Origin of the sequence: Streptococcus sanguinis, assembly GCF_008329445.1 — a bacterium.
Classification (GTDB): Bacteria; Bacillota; Bacilli; order Lactobacillales; family Streptococcaceae; genus Streptococcus; species Streptococcus sanguinis_O.
On sequence record NZ_VIBR01000003.1, the window covers coordinates 122,610 to 139,066 of the forward strand.

The window sequence follows — 16,457 nt, forward strand, 5'->3', positions numbered from 1 at the left end:
CTGGCAGTCATGAAATTCCGTCTTTCAAAATCCCTTGAAAATGGTATAATAGAAACAGTACAAAAAATGGAGAAAAGAATGGCTTATTATAATCACAAAGAAATCGAGCCCAAGTGGCAGAAATACTGGGCAGAGCACCATACATTTAAGACAGGTACGGATAAGGACAAGCCTAACTTTTATGCGCTGGACATGTTTCCTTACCCATCAGGAGCGGGGCTCCATGTAGGACATCCAGAGGGCTACACGGCGACAGATATCCTCAGCCGCTACAAGCGGGCTCAGGGCTATAACGTCCTTCATCCTATGGGCTGGGATGCCTTTGGTCTGCCGGCTGAGCAATATGCCATGGATACAGGGAATGACCCAGCTGACTTTACAGCAGAAAACATCGCCAACTTTAAGCGTCAAATCAACGCTCTGGGCTTCTCCTATGACTGGGACCGAGAAATCAATACAACTGACCCTAATTACTACAAGTGGACCCAGTGGATTTTCACCAAGCTTTACGAAAAAGGCCTGGCTTATGAAGCTGAAGTGCCAGTAAACTGGGTGGAAGAGTTGGGGACGGCTATCGCCAATGAGGAAGTTCTGCCAGACGGTACATCTGAGCGCGGTGGCTATCCAGTTGTCCGCAAACCCATGCGTCAGTGGATGCTGAAAATCACAGCCTATGCAGAACGTTTACTCAATGATTTAGAAGAGCTGGACTGGCCAGAGTCTATCAAGGATATGCAGCGCAACTGGATTGGTAAGTCAACCGGTGCCAATGTAACCTTCAAGATTAAGGACACAGACAAGGACTTCACCGTCTTTACGACTCGTCCGGACACCCTTTTTGGAGCGACCTATGCTGTTTTGGCTCCAGAGCATGCTCTCGTCGATGCCATTACAAGTGCCGAACAAGCCCAAGCAGTTGCAGACTACAAACATGCAGCCAGTCTCAAATCTGACCTTGCTCGGACTGATTTGGCTAAGGATAAGACTGGTGTCTGGACAGGAGCTTATGCCATCAATCCTGTCAATGGCAAGGAAATCCCAATCTGGATTGCCGACTATGTTCTTGCAAGCTACGGAACAGGAGCTATCATGGCCGTTCCTGCGCATGACGAGCGCGACTGGGAGTTTGCTAAGCAATTTAATTTGGAGATTATTCCTGTTTTAGAGGGGGGCAATGTTGCTGACGCTGCTTACACAGAAGATGGTCCGCATATTAACTCTGGCTTCCTAGATGGCTTAGACAAGGCTGCCGCTATCGAAAAGATGGTTGCTTGGCTGGAAGCAGAAGGTGTCGGAAATGAAAAAGTCACCTATCGTCTGCGCGACTGGCTCTTTAGCCGTCAGCGTTACTGGGGTGAGCCGATTCCAATTATTCATTGGGAAGATGGCACCTCAACAGCTGTCCTTGAAAGTGAATTGCCACTTGTCCTGCCTGTAACCAAGGATATCCGCCCTTCTGGTACCGGTGAAAGCCCTCTGGCCAATCTGACTGACTGGCTGGAAGTGACTCGGGAAGATGGTGTCAAAGGACGCCGCGAAACCAACACCATGCCTCAATGGGCTGGTTCCAGCTGGTATTACCTGCGTTACATTGACCCGCACAACAATGAGAAATTAGCAGACGAAGAACTGCTCAAGGCTTGGCTGCCAGTCGATATTTACATCGGTGGCGCAGAGCACGCTGTGCTCCACCTCCTCTACGCTCGCTTCTGGCATAAATTCCTCTATGATATCGGAGTGGTACCTACCAAAGAGCCTTTCCAAAAACTCTTTAACCAAGGGATGATTTTGGGGACTAGCTACCGTGATCACCGTGGAGCACTTGTGGCAACTGACAAGGTGGAAAAACGTGATGGTTCATTCTTCAACATCGAAACGGGAGAAGAATTAGAGCAAGCACCTGCTAAGATGTCTAAGTCTCTGAAGAATGTGGTTAACCCAGACGATGTAGTGGAGCAATATGGTGCCGATACGCTTCGTGTCTATGAAATGTTCATGGGGCCGCTGGATGCATCTATCGCTTGGTCAGAAGAAGGTCTGGAAGGCAGCCGCAAGTTCCTTGATCGTGTTTATCGTTTGATGACAAGCAAAGAAATCGTTGCGGAAAATAGCGGAGCATTGGACAAGGTCTACAATGAAACAGTCAAGTCTGTCACAGAGCAGATTGAGGAGCTCAAGTTTAACACAGCCATTGCCCAGCTCATGATCTTTGTCAATGCAGCCAACAAGGAAGAAAAGCTCTATGTCGAATATGCCAAAGGCTTTATTCAATTGCTGGCGCCTTTTGCACCGCATTTGGCTGAAGAACTCTGGCAGGCAGTCGCTCAAACTGGTGAGAGCATTTCCTATGTAACTTGGCCAACTTATGACGAAAGCAAACTGGTCGAAGCAGAGGTCGAAATCGTAGTTCAAATCAAGGGTAAAGTTCGTGCTAAGCTAGTCGTAGCAAAGGACCTGAGCCGTGAGGAACTGCAGGAGATCGCTCTGGCAGATGAAAAAATCAAGTCCGAAATCGCTGGCAAAGAAATCGTCAAAGTGATTAGTGTGCCGAATAAACTAGTTAATATTGTGGTGAAATAATTAGTTTGTTTATTGAATTTACAGGAGATTTCAATCAAGTCCGCATTAGACAATAAAATGCTATTGCAATCAAATACAAAGAAGACCTTGAGAAAATTTTCTCAAGGTCTTTTGTTAGAACAATTCCCAATTAGGTGTTGAGAATTTCTTGGTCTGTGCCATATAAAAATGAGTAAAATGAATTTCCATTGCTAAGGTCATCAAGGTTGCGATGGAAATGACAACAGTTGGATAGGCTGAGAAAAGAAGGGAAAGAATTAGTCCGACAAGGAAGATTCCTGCTTGGAACCCATAAAAGAACTTGTTATAGCGGAGGTAACTCTTGTTGAAGCGACCATTTGACAAGACCGCAGATTGGAAGAGTCCGATACCAGCATAGAAGAAGCTAGTCGCAAAGAGGTGATGGGCTTCAGGGTTTACCAAGAAACTCATAGACACAGTGATCATAATCAAGCCGATGAAAATCGGATAGTGGCTATAAATTAGGAAAATTCCTTTATTCTCCCCATTCTCATCAATAGCATGGTCAAACTGACCAAAGTAATTCATAAAGAGGTTGACCATGATGATAAAGTAAAGGATAGAATGGATGGAGAAATGTTCAAGGGTAAAGAAATCAGCTAGTCCCATAATCATCTCACCAAAAGTGATGATAACTAAAAGCGAAATGCGTTCAATCAGGTGGGGCAGGTTGATTTGAAAATGGGAAACTTTTCGTGTCAATAGGACGGGCATGATAAAGGTCAGGAGAATCCCAGTCATGTAGACATGAATCCCAAGATGAATTGGCAAGAGAGCAGCTAGGTAGACCAAAATAGTTCGAAGACCGGTCATCCAAAGAAATCCTTTGATACTTTTACGATTGGCAGAGCTTGTAGATTTTCGAAGATATTCAACCATGTATTGGAAAAATAAGGTCAGGGTCAGTGTCCCAATCGTCCAGCAGAAGGTATGGAAATAGGACTGCCAGTCATTAGTAATCATGTTTGCTATCAAGAGCAGCATACCCATATTGACAAACATGACGACCATATTGAAAAGAGAATTCTTTCCGTAACGATTCGTGTAGACGGTCTGAATCATCCAAGAATTGACCAGAACTAGAAGTGACATCAGGAAGCCGAAGATAGCATCTAGGGATAGAACCCCATGATGAAGATGATGGATGAGGGCAGTTGTTTTGGAAATCGCGTAGACGAAAACCAAGTCATAAAAAAGCTCGCTAAATTCCACCCGTTTGTGTTTGATAAGATTTGTCATTGTAAGACCTTTCGCGGTAATTTCTAACAATTTATTATAACAGAAAATGGGTATCAAGAGATACAAGTAAACTAGCAAAACTAAAAAGTGGCCTAAACCACTTTTATTTTCTTTTGATTAGAAATTTTGATGGCAAGCAGATTGACTGGGGATTTTTTGCAATAGCCGCTTTAAAAGCAAGTGTGCCAAGTTGGTAAGAATAGTTGTCAATGCTGGGGATATTGAGCAGTTTCCCGGACAACTGACTGGTTTGACTGACAATGAGTGGCGGTTCTATACCAGCTTTTTTATAGAATTCTAGTAGTCCGACTGCTAAGTCATCGCTATTGGAAACAATGCAGTCTAAACCTTTTTGCATACACAGCTTTTCAAAAATCCATCCTGCATCCTCATATCGCATCAATCCCCCAAAAGTTACATACTCCACGCCCTTGAAAATTTCCTCAAAGACTGATAGGGTTTCACGAAAAGTGGGGCTGATTGGACTGTTTCGAGAGAATAACAAAGCTACTTTCTGGGGGTTATGCTTCTGGATCCATTTAAAGAGAGCTTGATATCCAGGTTTTCGATCCACTGAGATAGAAATTAACTCAGGTAAGTCTGTTTCTTCCAGACAGACAATGGAGCCATATTTTCGGTAGCTAGCGATGGTCTGTATATCAATAGCCCGAGAAGTAAAGATTAGTGCATCAAAAGCATTGCTCCGTAGCTGTTCCAGATAGGCTTTCTCAGCTTCAATGCTGTAATCCGATGGCAAAAATAGGAGCTGGTAATGACTCTCTAGGGCTGCGTCTAGCAACCCTTTTATCAATTCAGTAAAGTAGGTATGCCGAACATGAGGCACTACAACACCGATTTTTCGAGTATGGCCGGCACTTAAGTCTCTAGCAATCTGACTAGGGCTGTAATCTAGTTCTTTTATAATAGCTGAAATTGTTTCGGCAGCTTCTTGTGAGACATAACCTGATTTGTTGATGTAGCGAGAAACAGTTGAGATAGAATAGCCAGATTGTTTGGCGATGTCACGTATGGAAACCATAGTACCCCCTTTCTTTATACACTATACCAAATGATAGGAGTTGTTGGCAAGCTTGGATTTACAGAAGAAAGTGATGGATACCATAGCCAACACCGTCTTCATCGTTAGTTTTGGTAATGAGACTGACTTTGTCTTTGATTGCTTGACTAGCATTTTCCATTGCAATACTCAGTCCAACCCGTTCAAACATGGGGAGATCGTTGTGACCATCGCCGAAGGCGACTAGTTCTTTTTTATGTAGCTTTTCTTCTTTGATTATATAGTCAATTCCAACTGATTTTTTAGCTTTTTTGTGTGTAATTTCTAGATAGAAGTCACCAGCTTGCTGTATAGAAACATTTGGAAGATTTAATTCTTCGAGTTTAGCTTTTAATGCTCTCATTTCGTTTCCATCAAAAGTGATGAGCATAATTTTAAAAATGCTTGTTTGAACTTTTAGGTATTGCTCCTCCCCGATAATAGTTGCCTCTAGTCTGGTCAATTGTTGCTCATAGTCGATTCCATTGTCCATTTTATAGGTATACCAGTTTTCTAAGTCGTAGTAAGATTGACTTAAGTGAGGAAAATGCTGGTTGATAAAGTTGACTAAATAAGTGGAATCATTTCTTTCTAAAGCTTGCTGATGCAGGATTTTGATTTGATTTTGCTTGTAGGTATAAATCAATCCACCATTGAAACCAATCTGGGGACCAGTCAGTTCTAATTTATTAATGGCCTCTTTCATCTCCATAGGTGCACGTGCGGAAACCAAGGTGAAGGGAAGATTGGCCTGAGAAATAAGTTTAGCATTACTGTCAGTCAGTCTGCCTTGGCTATTCAATAGCGTTCCGTCCATATCGCAAAAAATACGTTTGATTGTCATATTATGAACCTCCGTTTGGTGTTTTTCTAAAGTATATCCTGTGGAACGCGTTCCATGTCAATGATTTTTTTTAAAAATTTTACAAAGTATTGCAATTCAAGTGTTTGACCGGTTAAAAATAATATAGTAGAAGAAATACGCTTGCTTATAGCGTAAATTGTCATTCCGTTGTCAGAATCTGTCATTTTCTTGTCGCTTCCTGTATCGTATAATAGTCTCATCAATCAAATGAAACAAAAGAGGAAATGATTATGTCAAACAAAAAAGTTATCTTAGTCACAGGCGCTTCATCAGGTATGGGAAAATTGTCAGCCCAAGACCTCATTAAAGAAGGTCACACAGTCTACGCCGTTGCTCGTAGCGTGGACAAGATGAAAGACTTGGAAGCTCTTGGTGGTCACATCATGAAGATGGACGTGACCAATGAAGAAGATATCGAGAAAGTAGTAGCGCAAGTTATCGCTGAACAAGGTCGTATCGATGCGCTTTGGAACAATGCAGGGTATGGTCTTTATGGTCCTGTAGAAGACTTGTCTATGGAAAAAGCCCAACAACAATTTGAAGTCAATGTCTACGGTGTAGCTCGCTTGACCAAGAAAGTCTTGCCTTACATGCGTGCTCAAAAAGAGGGACTCATCATCAATACATCATCTATGGGTGGAAAAATCTACACACCACTTGGAGCATGGTACCACGCATCAAAACACGCTATTGAAGGATTTAGCGACTGCCTCCGTATGGAAGTCAAAGAATTTGGCATCAAGATCGTTGTCTTAGAACCGGGAATGGTCAATACAGGTTTTAACGCGACAGTAGGTCAAAACTTCTCTTACGAGTCTAAGAACGGAGCTTACAGCCGTTTGGTCAATGGCTACATCAAAGCCATGGAAAACAACCCAGCACCAGGTTCAAACCCAGAAGTCATTTCTCGTACTGTTCTCAAAATCATCAACTCTCGTAACCCTAAAACACGTTATCTAGTTGGACGTGGAGGGAAACTCTTGGTCGGTATTCGCCGTATCTTTGGTGACAAATCCTTCGACCGTATGATGTTGGTGGCTATGCGTTAATGGAAAAGGAGGAAGACTATGCGTCTTAGTCTCAGTCAGCAGTATATTGAAAATCTAAAACAAATCGGGCTAGATCTGAACATGATTCTGGAACTAGCCAATCTTCCAGATACCACATGGAAGGAAGAGATGAACCTCTCAACCCTGGACTATTACCATCTTTTGACGACTTTTGACAAGCTAGCCAATGATGAGCAGATTATCGCTATGAGCCGCATCAAGGATATTCAAATGTTCATGCCTCCTTTCTTTGCGGCACTTTCGTCAAAAAATGGTCTCGCAGCTATTGAACATTTTGCCAAATACAAGAAAATTACAGGTCCTATTGTTGTCTGCATTGAGATCTTTGATGACTTAGTCCGTGTCAGCTATCGCTACGATTATCCAGGGTTTGACTTGCCTCGTTTCGCCCTTCTCAATGAACAGCTTTTATTGGTGGATTTGATTCGGACAGGTACAGGAGAAAATATCATTCCAGTACATGTGGGCGCTCCTTATACTTATGAAGAAGCGAGTCTTACGGTATTTGGCTGTCATGTGGAAAACATGGAAGGGAACGAACTAGTCTTTAAAAAGTCAGATTTGGAGAAACCATTCCTGACAGCAAATAATGTCATGTTGGATTACCTAGAACCTCAGCTCAAAGAGCGCTTGGCAGAAGCCGTGACCAGTGAAAGTTTTATCGGTATCGTTCAGCAAAAACTCTCCCAGGTCATCCCAAGTGGTGCCTTTAGTATCGAAGATATCGCAGCGAGCCTTGGCATAGCAGCCGGACCTTGCAACGAAACCTGACGGCAGAAGGGACCAAGTTTAACCAGGAATTGCAAAATGTGCAGAAGATTTTAGCCTTTGGTTACTTCAAAAATCCTGACATGAAAACGGATGATGTAGCCTATTTGCTTGGTTATTCGGAAGTATCTTCCTTCTCACGAGCTTTTAAAAAGTGGACGGGAAAGACCATTTCTGAGTATCGCGAAGATATTCAGAAACAACCCTAAAATATAAATAGAACTTGAAAGGTATCAGATAGTAGAAATCTTGCGCCTTTCTTCTCTTAAATAGTAGAACTTTTCTCATTTTTCGATTTTTTCTTGTATTCGTTCTGGATTTTATTTATAATCATTATAAATAAAAAAGAAAGAGAAAATTAAATAGTGGAAGAACATAAAATTGATACGAACTTTAGTGGGCGGCTGAATATATTGAGGGCAGGGGTTTTAGGAGCTAATGACGGCATTATTTCCATAGCAGGTGTGGTTATCGGGGTGGCTAGTGCGACGGCCGATGTCTGGATTATCTTTCTGTCTGGTTTGGCGGCAGTCTTTGCGGGTGCCTTTTCTATGGCTGGCGGAGAGTACGTATCTGTTTCTACTCAAAAGGATACAGAAGAAGCTGCTGTTGCCAGAGAGCGGGAGCTTTTAGAGAAAAATCCAGATATCGCTAGGCAGTCGCTCTATGCTGCCTATGTTCAAAATGGCGAGTGTGAGACTTCTGCCCAGCTCATGACCAACCGGGCTTTTCTCCAAAATCCGTTGGAAGCCTTAGTGGCGGAAAAGTATGGCATCGAGATTGAGGAGTTCACTAATCCTTGGCATGCTGCCGTATCAAGCTTTTTAGCCTTTGCTGTTGGTGCACTTTTTCCTATGATTACCATTATCCTGCTTCCTGCCAGCGTCCGTATCTGGGCAACCGTTCTAATCGTGGCCTTGGCCCTTTTGGGAACAGGTTACACCAGCGCTAGATTGGGCAAAGCACCGCTCAAAAATGCCATGATTCGCAACCTCGTGATCGGTCTTTTAACCATGGCAGTCACCTATGTAGTAGGGCAGGCTTTTGCAATTTAGATAGTAGAAAAAGTTGAAGTCAGTAGTTTTACTGGCTTTTTAACTGCATCAAAAAATTTGTTTTAAAGATGAAATATTTTTTTAAAACGCTTTCCTTTTAAATGTAAATGTTTTATAATGATATAGTAAGAAAAAGTTTATTTTAGGAGGGCTAATTATGGCTAAAAAAATCAAAGACGTGAATGGGAAGGTTTATGTTCAGAAAACCCCTTTTTATAAAAAATGGTGGTTTATTCTAATTGTTATTTTAATTGGTTATGGTGCCATTAAAGGTGGAGGTTCTTCGACAGAATCGCCTCAAACAACATCATCTAGTGAAAAAAGTGAGGTAGCAAAGGCGAGTTCTTCAACTGAAGAAGCGAGTAGTGAGGATGCATCTTCTGAAGATAAAGTAGAGGTTAATTATAAAATAGGCGATTTAGTGAAAGTAGGGGATGTTGAATATATTGTAAATTCAAAAACAACAGCTCAAAATATAGGGGGAGAGTTTGGAAAAAATGCGAATGGAACTTATTTGATTCTGAATGTTACAGTTAAAAATAATGGTTCAAAATCTATTACAGTTACAGATAGCTTCTTTACTTTACTTAAAGGTAAGGCTGAGTATGAGGCAGATAGTACAGCGGGGGTTTATGCAAACGAAGATACAAAATTTTTCTTAACAGATTTAAATCCTGAAAACACAGTTACTGGAAATGTTGTTTTTGATCTCAATCCTGAAACAGCAAATGATCCTAATTTACAGTTACAGGTGCAGACAGGGTATTGGGGAACACAAAAAGGAATTATTAATCTCAATTAAAGAGACAATCAAATTATAAATAGAGGTGAGAAATATGAAAAAGAAAAATATCAATAAAATAAGTGTTATTTTATTTGCCGTAGTAGTATTTATGGTATCAGGTGAGATAATTCTTTCTAGTACCCCAGTATTAGCAAATCAAAAAACAGAACATGTCCAACTACATCGAAAGAAGAAAAAGAAGAAAAATAAAAAGAAGCAGACTCCTATTTACAAGATTGGAGAAACTTTTAAAGTAGGTGATGTAGAGTATACAATAAATTCCAAGGAAACAGCGCAAAACATAGGTGGAGAGTTTGGAGAAAATGCGAACGGAACGTATCTAATTCTGAATGTTACAGTTAAGAATAATGGCTCTAAATCTATTACAATTACAGATAGCTTCTTTAAATTACTCAAAGGAAAGGCTAAATATGAAACCGATAGTGCTGCTGGGATATTTGCAAATGAAGATGGAGATTTCTTTTATAGCGATTTAAATCCTGAAAATTCTGTTACGGGTAATGTTGTTTTTGATCTAAACCCAGAAACTGTGAGCGACCCTAACTTGCAACTACAAGTCCAGACAGGATATTGGGGGACGCAGAAAGGATTAGTCAGCATCAATTCGTAAGCTAAAAGTCTGCGGTCATCTTTTACAAAAAGATTTTCTTAGTTATCATCTGAAATAAGTGCAGTGTACTTCCTTTTATTCTCTAATTCAAAGTTCGAGAGAAAGAAGTGCTATGCGCTTCTTTTTTGTGAAAATTTTCCTTATATCAAGAAAACTTTTGGGAAATATGATATAATAGTTGCGTATAAAATATGAAAAGGAGTTTTTGTAATATGGCAAAACTTACTGTTAAAGACGTTGATTTGAAAGGTAAAAAAGTCCTCGTTCGTGTAGACTTTAATGTACCATTGAAAGATGGAGTGATTACGAATGACAACCGTATCACTGCAGCTCTTCCAACTATTAAATACATCATTGAGCAAGGCGGTCGTGCAATTCTCTTCTCTCACCTTGGACGTGTCAAAGAAGAAGCAGACAAAGAAGGCAAATCACTTGCTCCAGTAGCTGCAGACTTGGCTGCTAAATTGGGTCAAGATGTTGTTTTCCCAGGTGTCACTCGTGGTGCTGAATTGGAAGCAGCTATCAATGCTCTTGAAGATGGACAAATTCTTTTGGTCGAAAACACTCGTTTTGAAGATGTTGACGGCAAGAAAGAATCTAAAAACGATCCTGAACTTGGTAAATACTGGGCATCACTTGGAGATGGTATCTTTGTAAATGATGCATTTGGTACAGCTCACCGTGCACACGCATCTAACGTAGGTATCTCAGGCAACGTAGAAAAAGCTGTTGCTGGTTTCCTTCTTGAAAACGAAATTGCCTACATCCAAGAAGCGGTTGAAACTCCAGAACGTCCATTCGTGGCTATCCTTGGTGGTTCAAAAGTATCTGACAAGATCGGTGTTATCGAAAACTTGCTTGAAAAAGCTGATAAAGTTCTTATCGGTGGTGGTATGACTTACACATTCTACAAAGCACAAGGTATCGAAATCGGTAACTCACTTGTAGAAGAAGATAAATTGGATGTTGCGAAAGCTCTTCTTGAAAAAGCAAACGGCAAATTGGTTCTGCCAGTTGACTCTAAAGAAGCAAATGCTTTTGCGGACTATACTGAAGTGAAAGATACTGAAGGTGAAGCAGTGGATCCAGGCTTCCTTGGTTTGGATATCGGTCCTAAATCTATCGCTAAATTTGATGAAGCCTTGACTGGTGCGAAAACTGTTGTCTGGAATGGCCCTATGGGTGTATTTGAAAACCCTGATTTCCAAGCTGGTACAATCGGTGTGATGGACGCTATCGTGAAACAACCTGGCGTAAAATCAATCATCGGTGGTGGTGACTCAGCTGCCGCAGCCATCAACCTTGGCCGTGCAGACAAGTTCTCATGGATTTCTACTGGTGGTGGTGCATCAATGGAACTCCTTGAAGGTAAAGTGTTACCAGGACTTGCAGCATTGACAGAGAAATAAGCAGTCAGCTTAGAAACTTTGATTTTGTAGATAAGTAAGTACAAAACTGTAATAAGGAAAGACTAGCGAAAGCTGGTCTTTTTCTTGTATTCACATTGTCAAGCTGTAGGGAAAAGGCCTACAATAAAAATACGTTTTTCCTTGGATGTCTAAATCTGCATAAAGGTAAATAAAAGGAGCAAAAAATGCTTGCAAAACTGAGAAAAACTTGTTAGGATTAAGATATATATATTTATTCTGATGCTTACAGAGGGTCAAAATGAGAAAGAAACTTCCGATTGGTGGTTTCCATTACTTTTTGATTTTCTGAAAGCATGAGAAAACTGCAGACTGTAAAAGTTAGCAGGGGGAGGAGAAAAATGAAGAAAAAAGAAGTTTTTGGTTTTCGGAAAAATAAGGCTGTTAAAACTTTATGCGGTGCTGTTCTAGGTGCGGCTTTTTTAACGTCAACGATGCAAGTAAGAGCAGATGAAGTGGTATCTGATACCAATAGTCCTGTCAATACTGAAATGGTGGGCACTGGAAATGCAGCGACCAATCTGCCTCAAGCTCAAGGACCAGCCAGTCAGGCATCTAAAGAGAGTCAGGCGCGAGCAGGTCAGGCAGATGGCGGTGTGACAGTGACTGTTCCAACAGCTGGTTTAGATGAAAGCGTCAAAAAGGCTCAAGAAGCAGGGCTGACAGTGGTCAAAGACCCAGCTGTTGACAAAGGAGTAGCTCAGACTGCTCAAGAAACAGCAGACAAAAAAGCGGAGATTGAAGCAGATTATCAAGCGCAGGTAACCGAGATTGATGCCAAGGTCAAGGAGTACAAAGAAAAAGTATCAGCCTATGAGGCGGAAGTAGCTCGGATTACAGCAGAAAACAAAGCGACAGCGGAACAATACGCTAAAGATTTGGCTGCTCATCAAGCAGAAGTAGCTCGGATTACAGCAAAAAATGCTCAGCTGAAAGCAGATTATGAAGCTGCCCTTAGTAAATACAAAACAGATTTAGCAACGATTCAAAAGACCAACGCAGATAATGCGGCAGCCTACCAAGCAGCTAAAGCGGCCTATGATGCAGACTTGGCCCGTGTTCAAAAACTAAATGCGGAAACAAAGGCTAATTATGATGCAGCTCTGGCGGCTTATGCAAGTGAGCTGGATCGCGTTCAGAAGGCGAATGCGGCGGCTAAGGCACGGTATGAAAAAGCTTTAGCGGATACTCAAGCTGCAAATGCTAAGATTGCTGCTGATAATGAAGCTATTAAACAGCGGAATGCGGCTACAAAAGCGGCCTACGAGGCAGCACTTGTCCAATATCAAACAGATTTAGCAACTGTCCGAAAGACCAATGCTGATAATGAAGCGGCATATCAAGCGGCTCAGGCAAATTATCAGGCAGAATTAGCCCGTATCCAAAAGGAAAATCAAGATAAAAAAGCTCAATATGAAGCAGATTTAGCAGCTTATGAATCTAAAAAGACTCAAATTGAAGCTGAAAATGCAGCAGCTCAAAAAGAATATGAGCAAAAGCTAGCAGAGAATCAAGCTAAGAATGCCACTATAGCAGCTGAAAATGAAGAAATCAAGAAGCGTAATGCTCAAGCCCAAGCAAACTATCAAGCTCAGTTGGCCCAGTATAATGCTGATTTGGCTGTCTATAACACAAAATTAGCCAAGTATCAGCAAGATAAGGCTAAATATGATGCTGAACAGGCCAAGATTAAGGCTGGTCTGGCTCTCGCAGAAACAAAGAAGGCTGAAGACGGTCATTTGAGCCGTCCAATTGCGCAAAGCCTAGTTTTCAAATCAGAACCTAATGCTGATCTGTCACTGACTACAACTGGTGAGTTTGTCAGCTATGCTGGTATGGAAGCCGCTGTAAAGAATACTGCAGAGTTTTCTAAGAAATTCTTCCAACTGGACAACTTCAAAGTAACAGATATTCAAAATGCTAACTATCAGACCAACCAGCAGGAAAGCTTTGGGACAGTTGGCAAGTATGCGGATTATAGTTCTAACGTAACAAGTGGCAAAGGTCCGACTGAATGGTCTTCTGTTTTGCTGAGCCGCGGTCAGTCTGCAACAGCAACCTATACAAATCTTCAGGGAACTTATTATCGAGGGAAAAAAGTTTCTAAAATCGTTTATACTTATACTCTTGATCCAAGCTCCCAATTCCGCAATGATAAGGCTTGGTTAGGTATTTTTAAAGATCCAACCATGGGAGTGTTTGCTTCAGCTTATACAGGAAATTTTGAAGATGCAACCTCTCTCTTTGTGAAGACGGAATTTGTCTTTTATGATGATAAAGGCCAACCGATTAATTTTGACCAGGCCTTGATGTCCGTGGCTTCCCTCAACCGTGAAGCTAACTCTATCGAAATGGCCAAAGATTATACCGGAACTTTCAACAAGATTTCGGGTTCATCTATTGGTGAAAAGAACGGCCAAATCTATGCGACCGAGTCTGAAAACTTCAAAAAAGGAGTTGGCGGATCTCGCTTTACCATGTATAAGAATGCTCAGCCGGACTCAGGCTGGGACACTACAGATGCTCCTAACTCATGGTATGGGGCAGGAGCGGTGGAAATTTCTGGTACAACCAACAGCATGACGATTGGAACGATTTCCTCTTCTGAAGTGTTAGGCCAGCCAGAGGCTACTGATCCACGTAGGGCTGACAAGCTAGCTCCTAAGAAACCAAATATTTGGTTTGCGATTAATGGTGATGTTCGAGCGAATGATCTGCCAATCATCACAGTAGAAGAACCGGAAGTGCCAGTAGCTCCTACAGCTCCTGCAGTGCCAACTGAAGAAGCGCTTAAGCCTTTGGATCCAGCTCCAACTACACCGACACCGAAGGCTCTTCCAACACCTCCGGCAGCACCGACTTATGAAAAAGATCCGACGCCACCGACGCGTACACCAGAAACACCGGAGCCTAATAAGCCATCTGAGCCAAGCTATGAAGTAGAAAAAGCTGTCCGGCCAGCAGTGGTAGAACCGACCTATGAAAAGGAGCCAACACCTCCGGCAGCACCGACTTATGAGAAGGAGCCGGCAGCTCCAACTCCTACACCAGAAACACCAGAGCCTAATAAGCCGGTAGAACCAACTTATAGCCCACTGCCAACCTTACCAGCAGAGCCTGTTTATCAAAAAGAGCCAGCAGCGCCCGTAGCTCCGACTGTGCATTATCATTATCATCTCTTGCAATCTCAACCGCAGATTAATAAAGAAATTCAAAATGACCAAGGCACCAATATTGATAAGACTCTGGTGGCTAAGCAGTCGGTCGTTCAGTTTGCCTTAAAGACAGAAGCTCTTCCAGCTGGACGCAGCGAGACGACTTCTTTTGTTATTTCTGATCCGTTACCAAGTGGTTATGAAGTTGACTTAGAAGCAACAAAAGCTGCTAGCGCAGGTTTTGACGTCAGCTATGATAAGGCTAGTCACACAGTGACATTTAAAGCAACTGCAGCAACCTTAGCTACTTATAACGCTGATAGGACCAAAGAAGTTGCTACGCTCTTTCCAACAGTGGTTGGCCGAGTACTCAATGATGGCGCAACCTATACTAATAATTTCACCCTGACAGTCAATGATGCCTATGGTGTCCGCTCAAATGTCGTACGCGTGACTACGCCAGGCAAGCCAGACGATTCAGACAATCCTAGCAATAATTACATCAAGCCAACCAAGGTCAATAAAAACAAGGCAGGATTGGTGATTGATGGTAAGGAAGTCTTGGCTGGTTCGACCAATTACTACGAGCTGACTTGGGATTTGGACCAGTATAAGGGTGACAAGTCATCTAAGAGCACGATTCAAAAAGGTTTCTACTATGTAGATGACTATCCGGAAGAAGCACTTGAACTTCGTCCGGAATTAGTCAAGCTAGTAGATGCGGATGGCAAGGCTGTGGAAGGTGTTACAGTAACTCACTATGAGAGTCTTGAAACAGCACCTACTGTTGTTCGGGAGCTCCTTCAAAAGGCCAATATCACTGTTAAAGGTTCTTTCCAACTCTTTGCAGCAGACGATGCCCAAGCCTTTTATGACCAATATGTCGTAACAGGTAAGTCTTTGACCATAACAAGCCCTATGGCAGTCAAAGAAGGAATGGGCCGCACAGGCGGTAAATTCGAGAACCGGGCTTATCAAATTGACTTTGGAAATGGTTATGCGACAGACGTAGTCGTGAACAATGTTCCTAAAATCAGTCCTGAAAAAGATATTACATTGAGTCTTGATCCAGCAAGTGCAGAGAACTTGGATGGCAAGGAACTGACTTTGGGACGGCATTTTAACTACCGTCTCATCGGCGGCTTGATCCCTGCTAACCACTCTGAAGAGTTGACAGACTATAGCTTTGTGGATGATTATGACCAACGAGGAGATGAGTACACGGGTGCTTACAAAACCTTTGCCAAAGTGGACATCACACTCAAAGATGGTAAGGTGATAAAGGCTGGTACAGACTTGACTGAGTATACAGCTGCGAATATTGATCTTGAGAAAGGCTTGATTTCTATTCGGTTCAAGGAAGAATTTTTAGAGACTATTTCTCTGGATTCAGCTTTTCAGGCTGAAACCTATCTACAGATGAAGCGGATTGCTGCGGGTACTTTTGAAAATACCTACATCAATACTGTCAATCATGTAGTCTATGCTTCAAATACAGTTACAACAGTCACTCCTAAGTCACAGCATCTGATTGTTTCGGGTGTAAACGATCCAAGAAGAGCCAATCCAACTCCAGTGGCTAAAAAGATTCCTGTTTCTCTTCTGCCAGAAACGGGAGCCAAAGATGCAGTCTATCTGCCATATCTAGGTTTAGCAGCCATTATTGGTGCTTTAGGTCTAGGAAAATTGAGACGTAAAGAAGACTGATAATAGATGAGGCTAGGGAATCCCTAGCCTTTTTATCTTTAAAAATACTGCAAAATCTCATGTAGCAAAAGTCTAAATCATTTGTAACATGACAAAAA

At 42.0% G+C, this 16,457-nt stretch carries 11 protein-coding genes and 1 pseudogene; 8 read left to right on the top strand and 4 right to left on the bottom strand.

Features of this window, described 5'->3' with window-relative positions; all coding sequences use genetic code 11:
• The first annotated feature begins 78 nt into the window (after window positions 1–78).
• Window positions 79–2,580, top strand: coding sequence for a leucine--tRNA ligase (gene leuS / locus FKX92_RS07590; RefSeq protein WP_149565974.1), 2,502 nt, complete (start codon window positions 79–81; stop codon window positions 2,578–2,580).
• 114 nt (window positions 2,581–2,694) lie between these two features.
• Here the strand turns inward: leuS and FKX92_RS07600 are convergent, their stop codons facing one another.
• The 4 genes from FKX92_RS07600 to FKX92_RS12065 all read right to left on the bottom strand — a co-directional run bounded on the left by FKX92_RS07600 (window position 2,695) and on the right by FKX92_RS12065 (window position 5,926).
• Window positions 2,695–3,840, bottom strand: coding sequence for a low temperature requirement protein A (locus FKX92_RS07600; protein WP_149565975.1), 1,146 nt, complete (start codon window positions 3,838–3,840; stop codon window positions 2,695–2,697).
• A 103-nt stretch (window positions 3,841–3,943) separates the two neighbouring features.
• On the bottom strand, window positions 3,944–4,879 hold the full coding sequence (locus FKX92_RS07605) for a LacI family DNA-binding transcriptional regulator (protein WP_125351039.1): 936 nt from the start codon (window positions 4,877–4,879) through the stop codon (window positions 3,944–3,946).
• Window positions 4,880–4,937: 58 nt separating this feature from the next.
• On the bottom strand, window positions 4,938–5,741 hold the full coding sequence (locus FKX92_RS07610; protein ID WP_008809768.1) for a Cof-type HAD-IIB family hydrolase: 804 nt from the start codon (window positions 5,739–5,741) through the stop codon (window positions 4,938–4,940).
• A gap of 26 nt (window positions 5,742–5,767) precedes the next feature.
• The gene (locus FKX92_RS12065; protein ID WP_187759407.1) at window positions 5,768–5,926 is read right to left on the bottom strand and encodes a hypothetical protein; all 159 of its coding nucleotides are present in this window, start codon (window positions 5,924–5,926) and stop codon (window positions 5,768–5,770) included.
• 66 nt (window positions 5,927–5,992) lie between these two features.
• Here FKX92_RS12065 and FKX92_RS07615 point away from each other — a divergent pair, with 66 nt between their 5' ends.
• From FKX92_RS07615 to FKX92_RS07645, 7 genes and pseudogenes are all read left to right on the top strand, one after another.
• Window positions 5,993–6,811, top strand: coding sequence for an oxidoreductase (locus tag FKX92_RS07615; protein WP_149565976.1), 819 nt, complete (start codon window positions 5,993–5,995; stop codon window positions 6,809–6,811).
• Between the two features lie 18 nt (window positions 6,812–6,829).
• A pseudogene (locus tag FKX92_RS07620) lies at window positions 6,830–7,809 on the top strand (helix-turn-helix domain-containing protein).
• A 156-nt stretch (window positions 7,810–7,965) separates the two neighbouring features.
• Window positions 7,966–8,655 carry a VIT1/CCC1 transporter family protein gene (locus FKX92_RS07625; RefSeq protein ID WP_149565977.1) on the top strand — a complete coding sequence of 230 codons (690 nt, stop codon included), beginning with the start codon at window positions 7,966–7,968 and terminating at the stop codon, window positions 8,653–8,655.
• 157 nt (window positions 8,656–8,812) lie between these two features.
• Complete coding sequence (locus tag FKX92_RS07630; RefSeq protein WP_149565978.1) at window positions 8,813–9,457, top strand: DUF4352 domain-containing protein; 645 nt, start codon at window positions 8,813–8,815, stop codon at window positions 9,455–9,457.
• Window positions 9,458–9,491: 34 nt separating this feature from the next.
• Window positions 9,492–10,070: a DUF4352 domain-containing protein gene (locus FKX92_RS07635; protein ID WP_149565979.1), complete on the top strand. Its 579-nt coding sequence runs from the start codon at window positions 9,492–9,494 to the stop codon at window positions 10,068–10,070.
• A gap of 212 nt (window positions 10,071–10,282) precedes the next feature.
• The gene (locus FKX92_RS07640) at window positions 10,283–11,479 is read left to right on the top strand and encodes a phosphoglycerate kinase (protein ID WP_149565980.1); all 1,197 of its coding nucleotides are present in this window, start codon (window positions 10,283–10,285) and stop codon (window positions 11,477–11,479) included.
• Window positions 11,480–11,793: 314 nt separating this feature from the next.
• Window positions 11,794–16,359, top strand: a complete 4,566-nt coding sequence (locus FKX92_RS07645; protein WP_316250853.1) for an antigen I/II family LPXTG-anchored adhesin — start codon at window positions 11,794–11,796, stop codon at window positions 16,357–16,359.
• Window positions 16,360–16,457 lie beyond the last annotated feature (98 nt).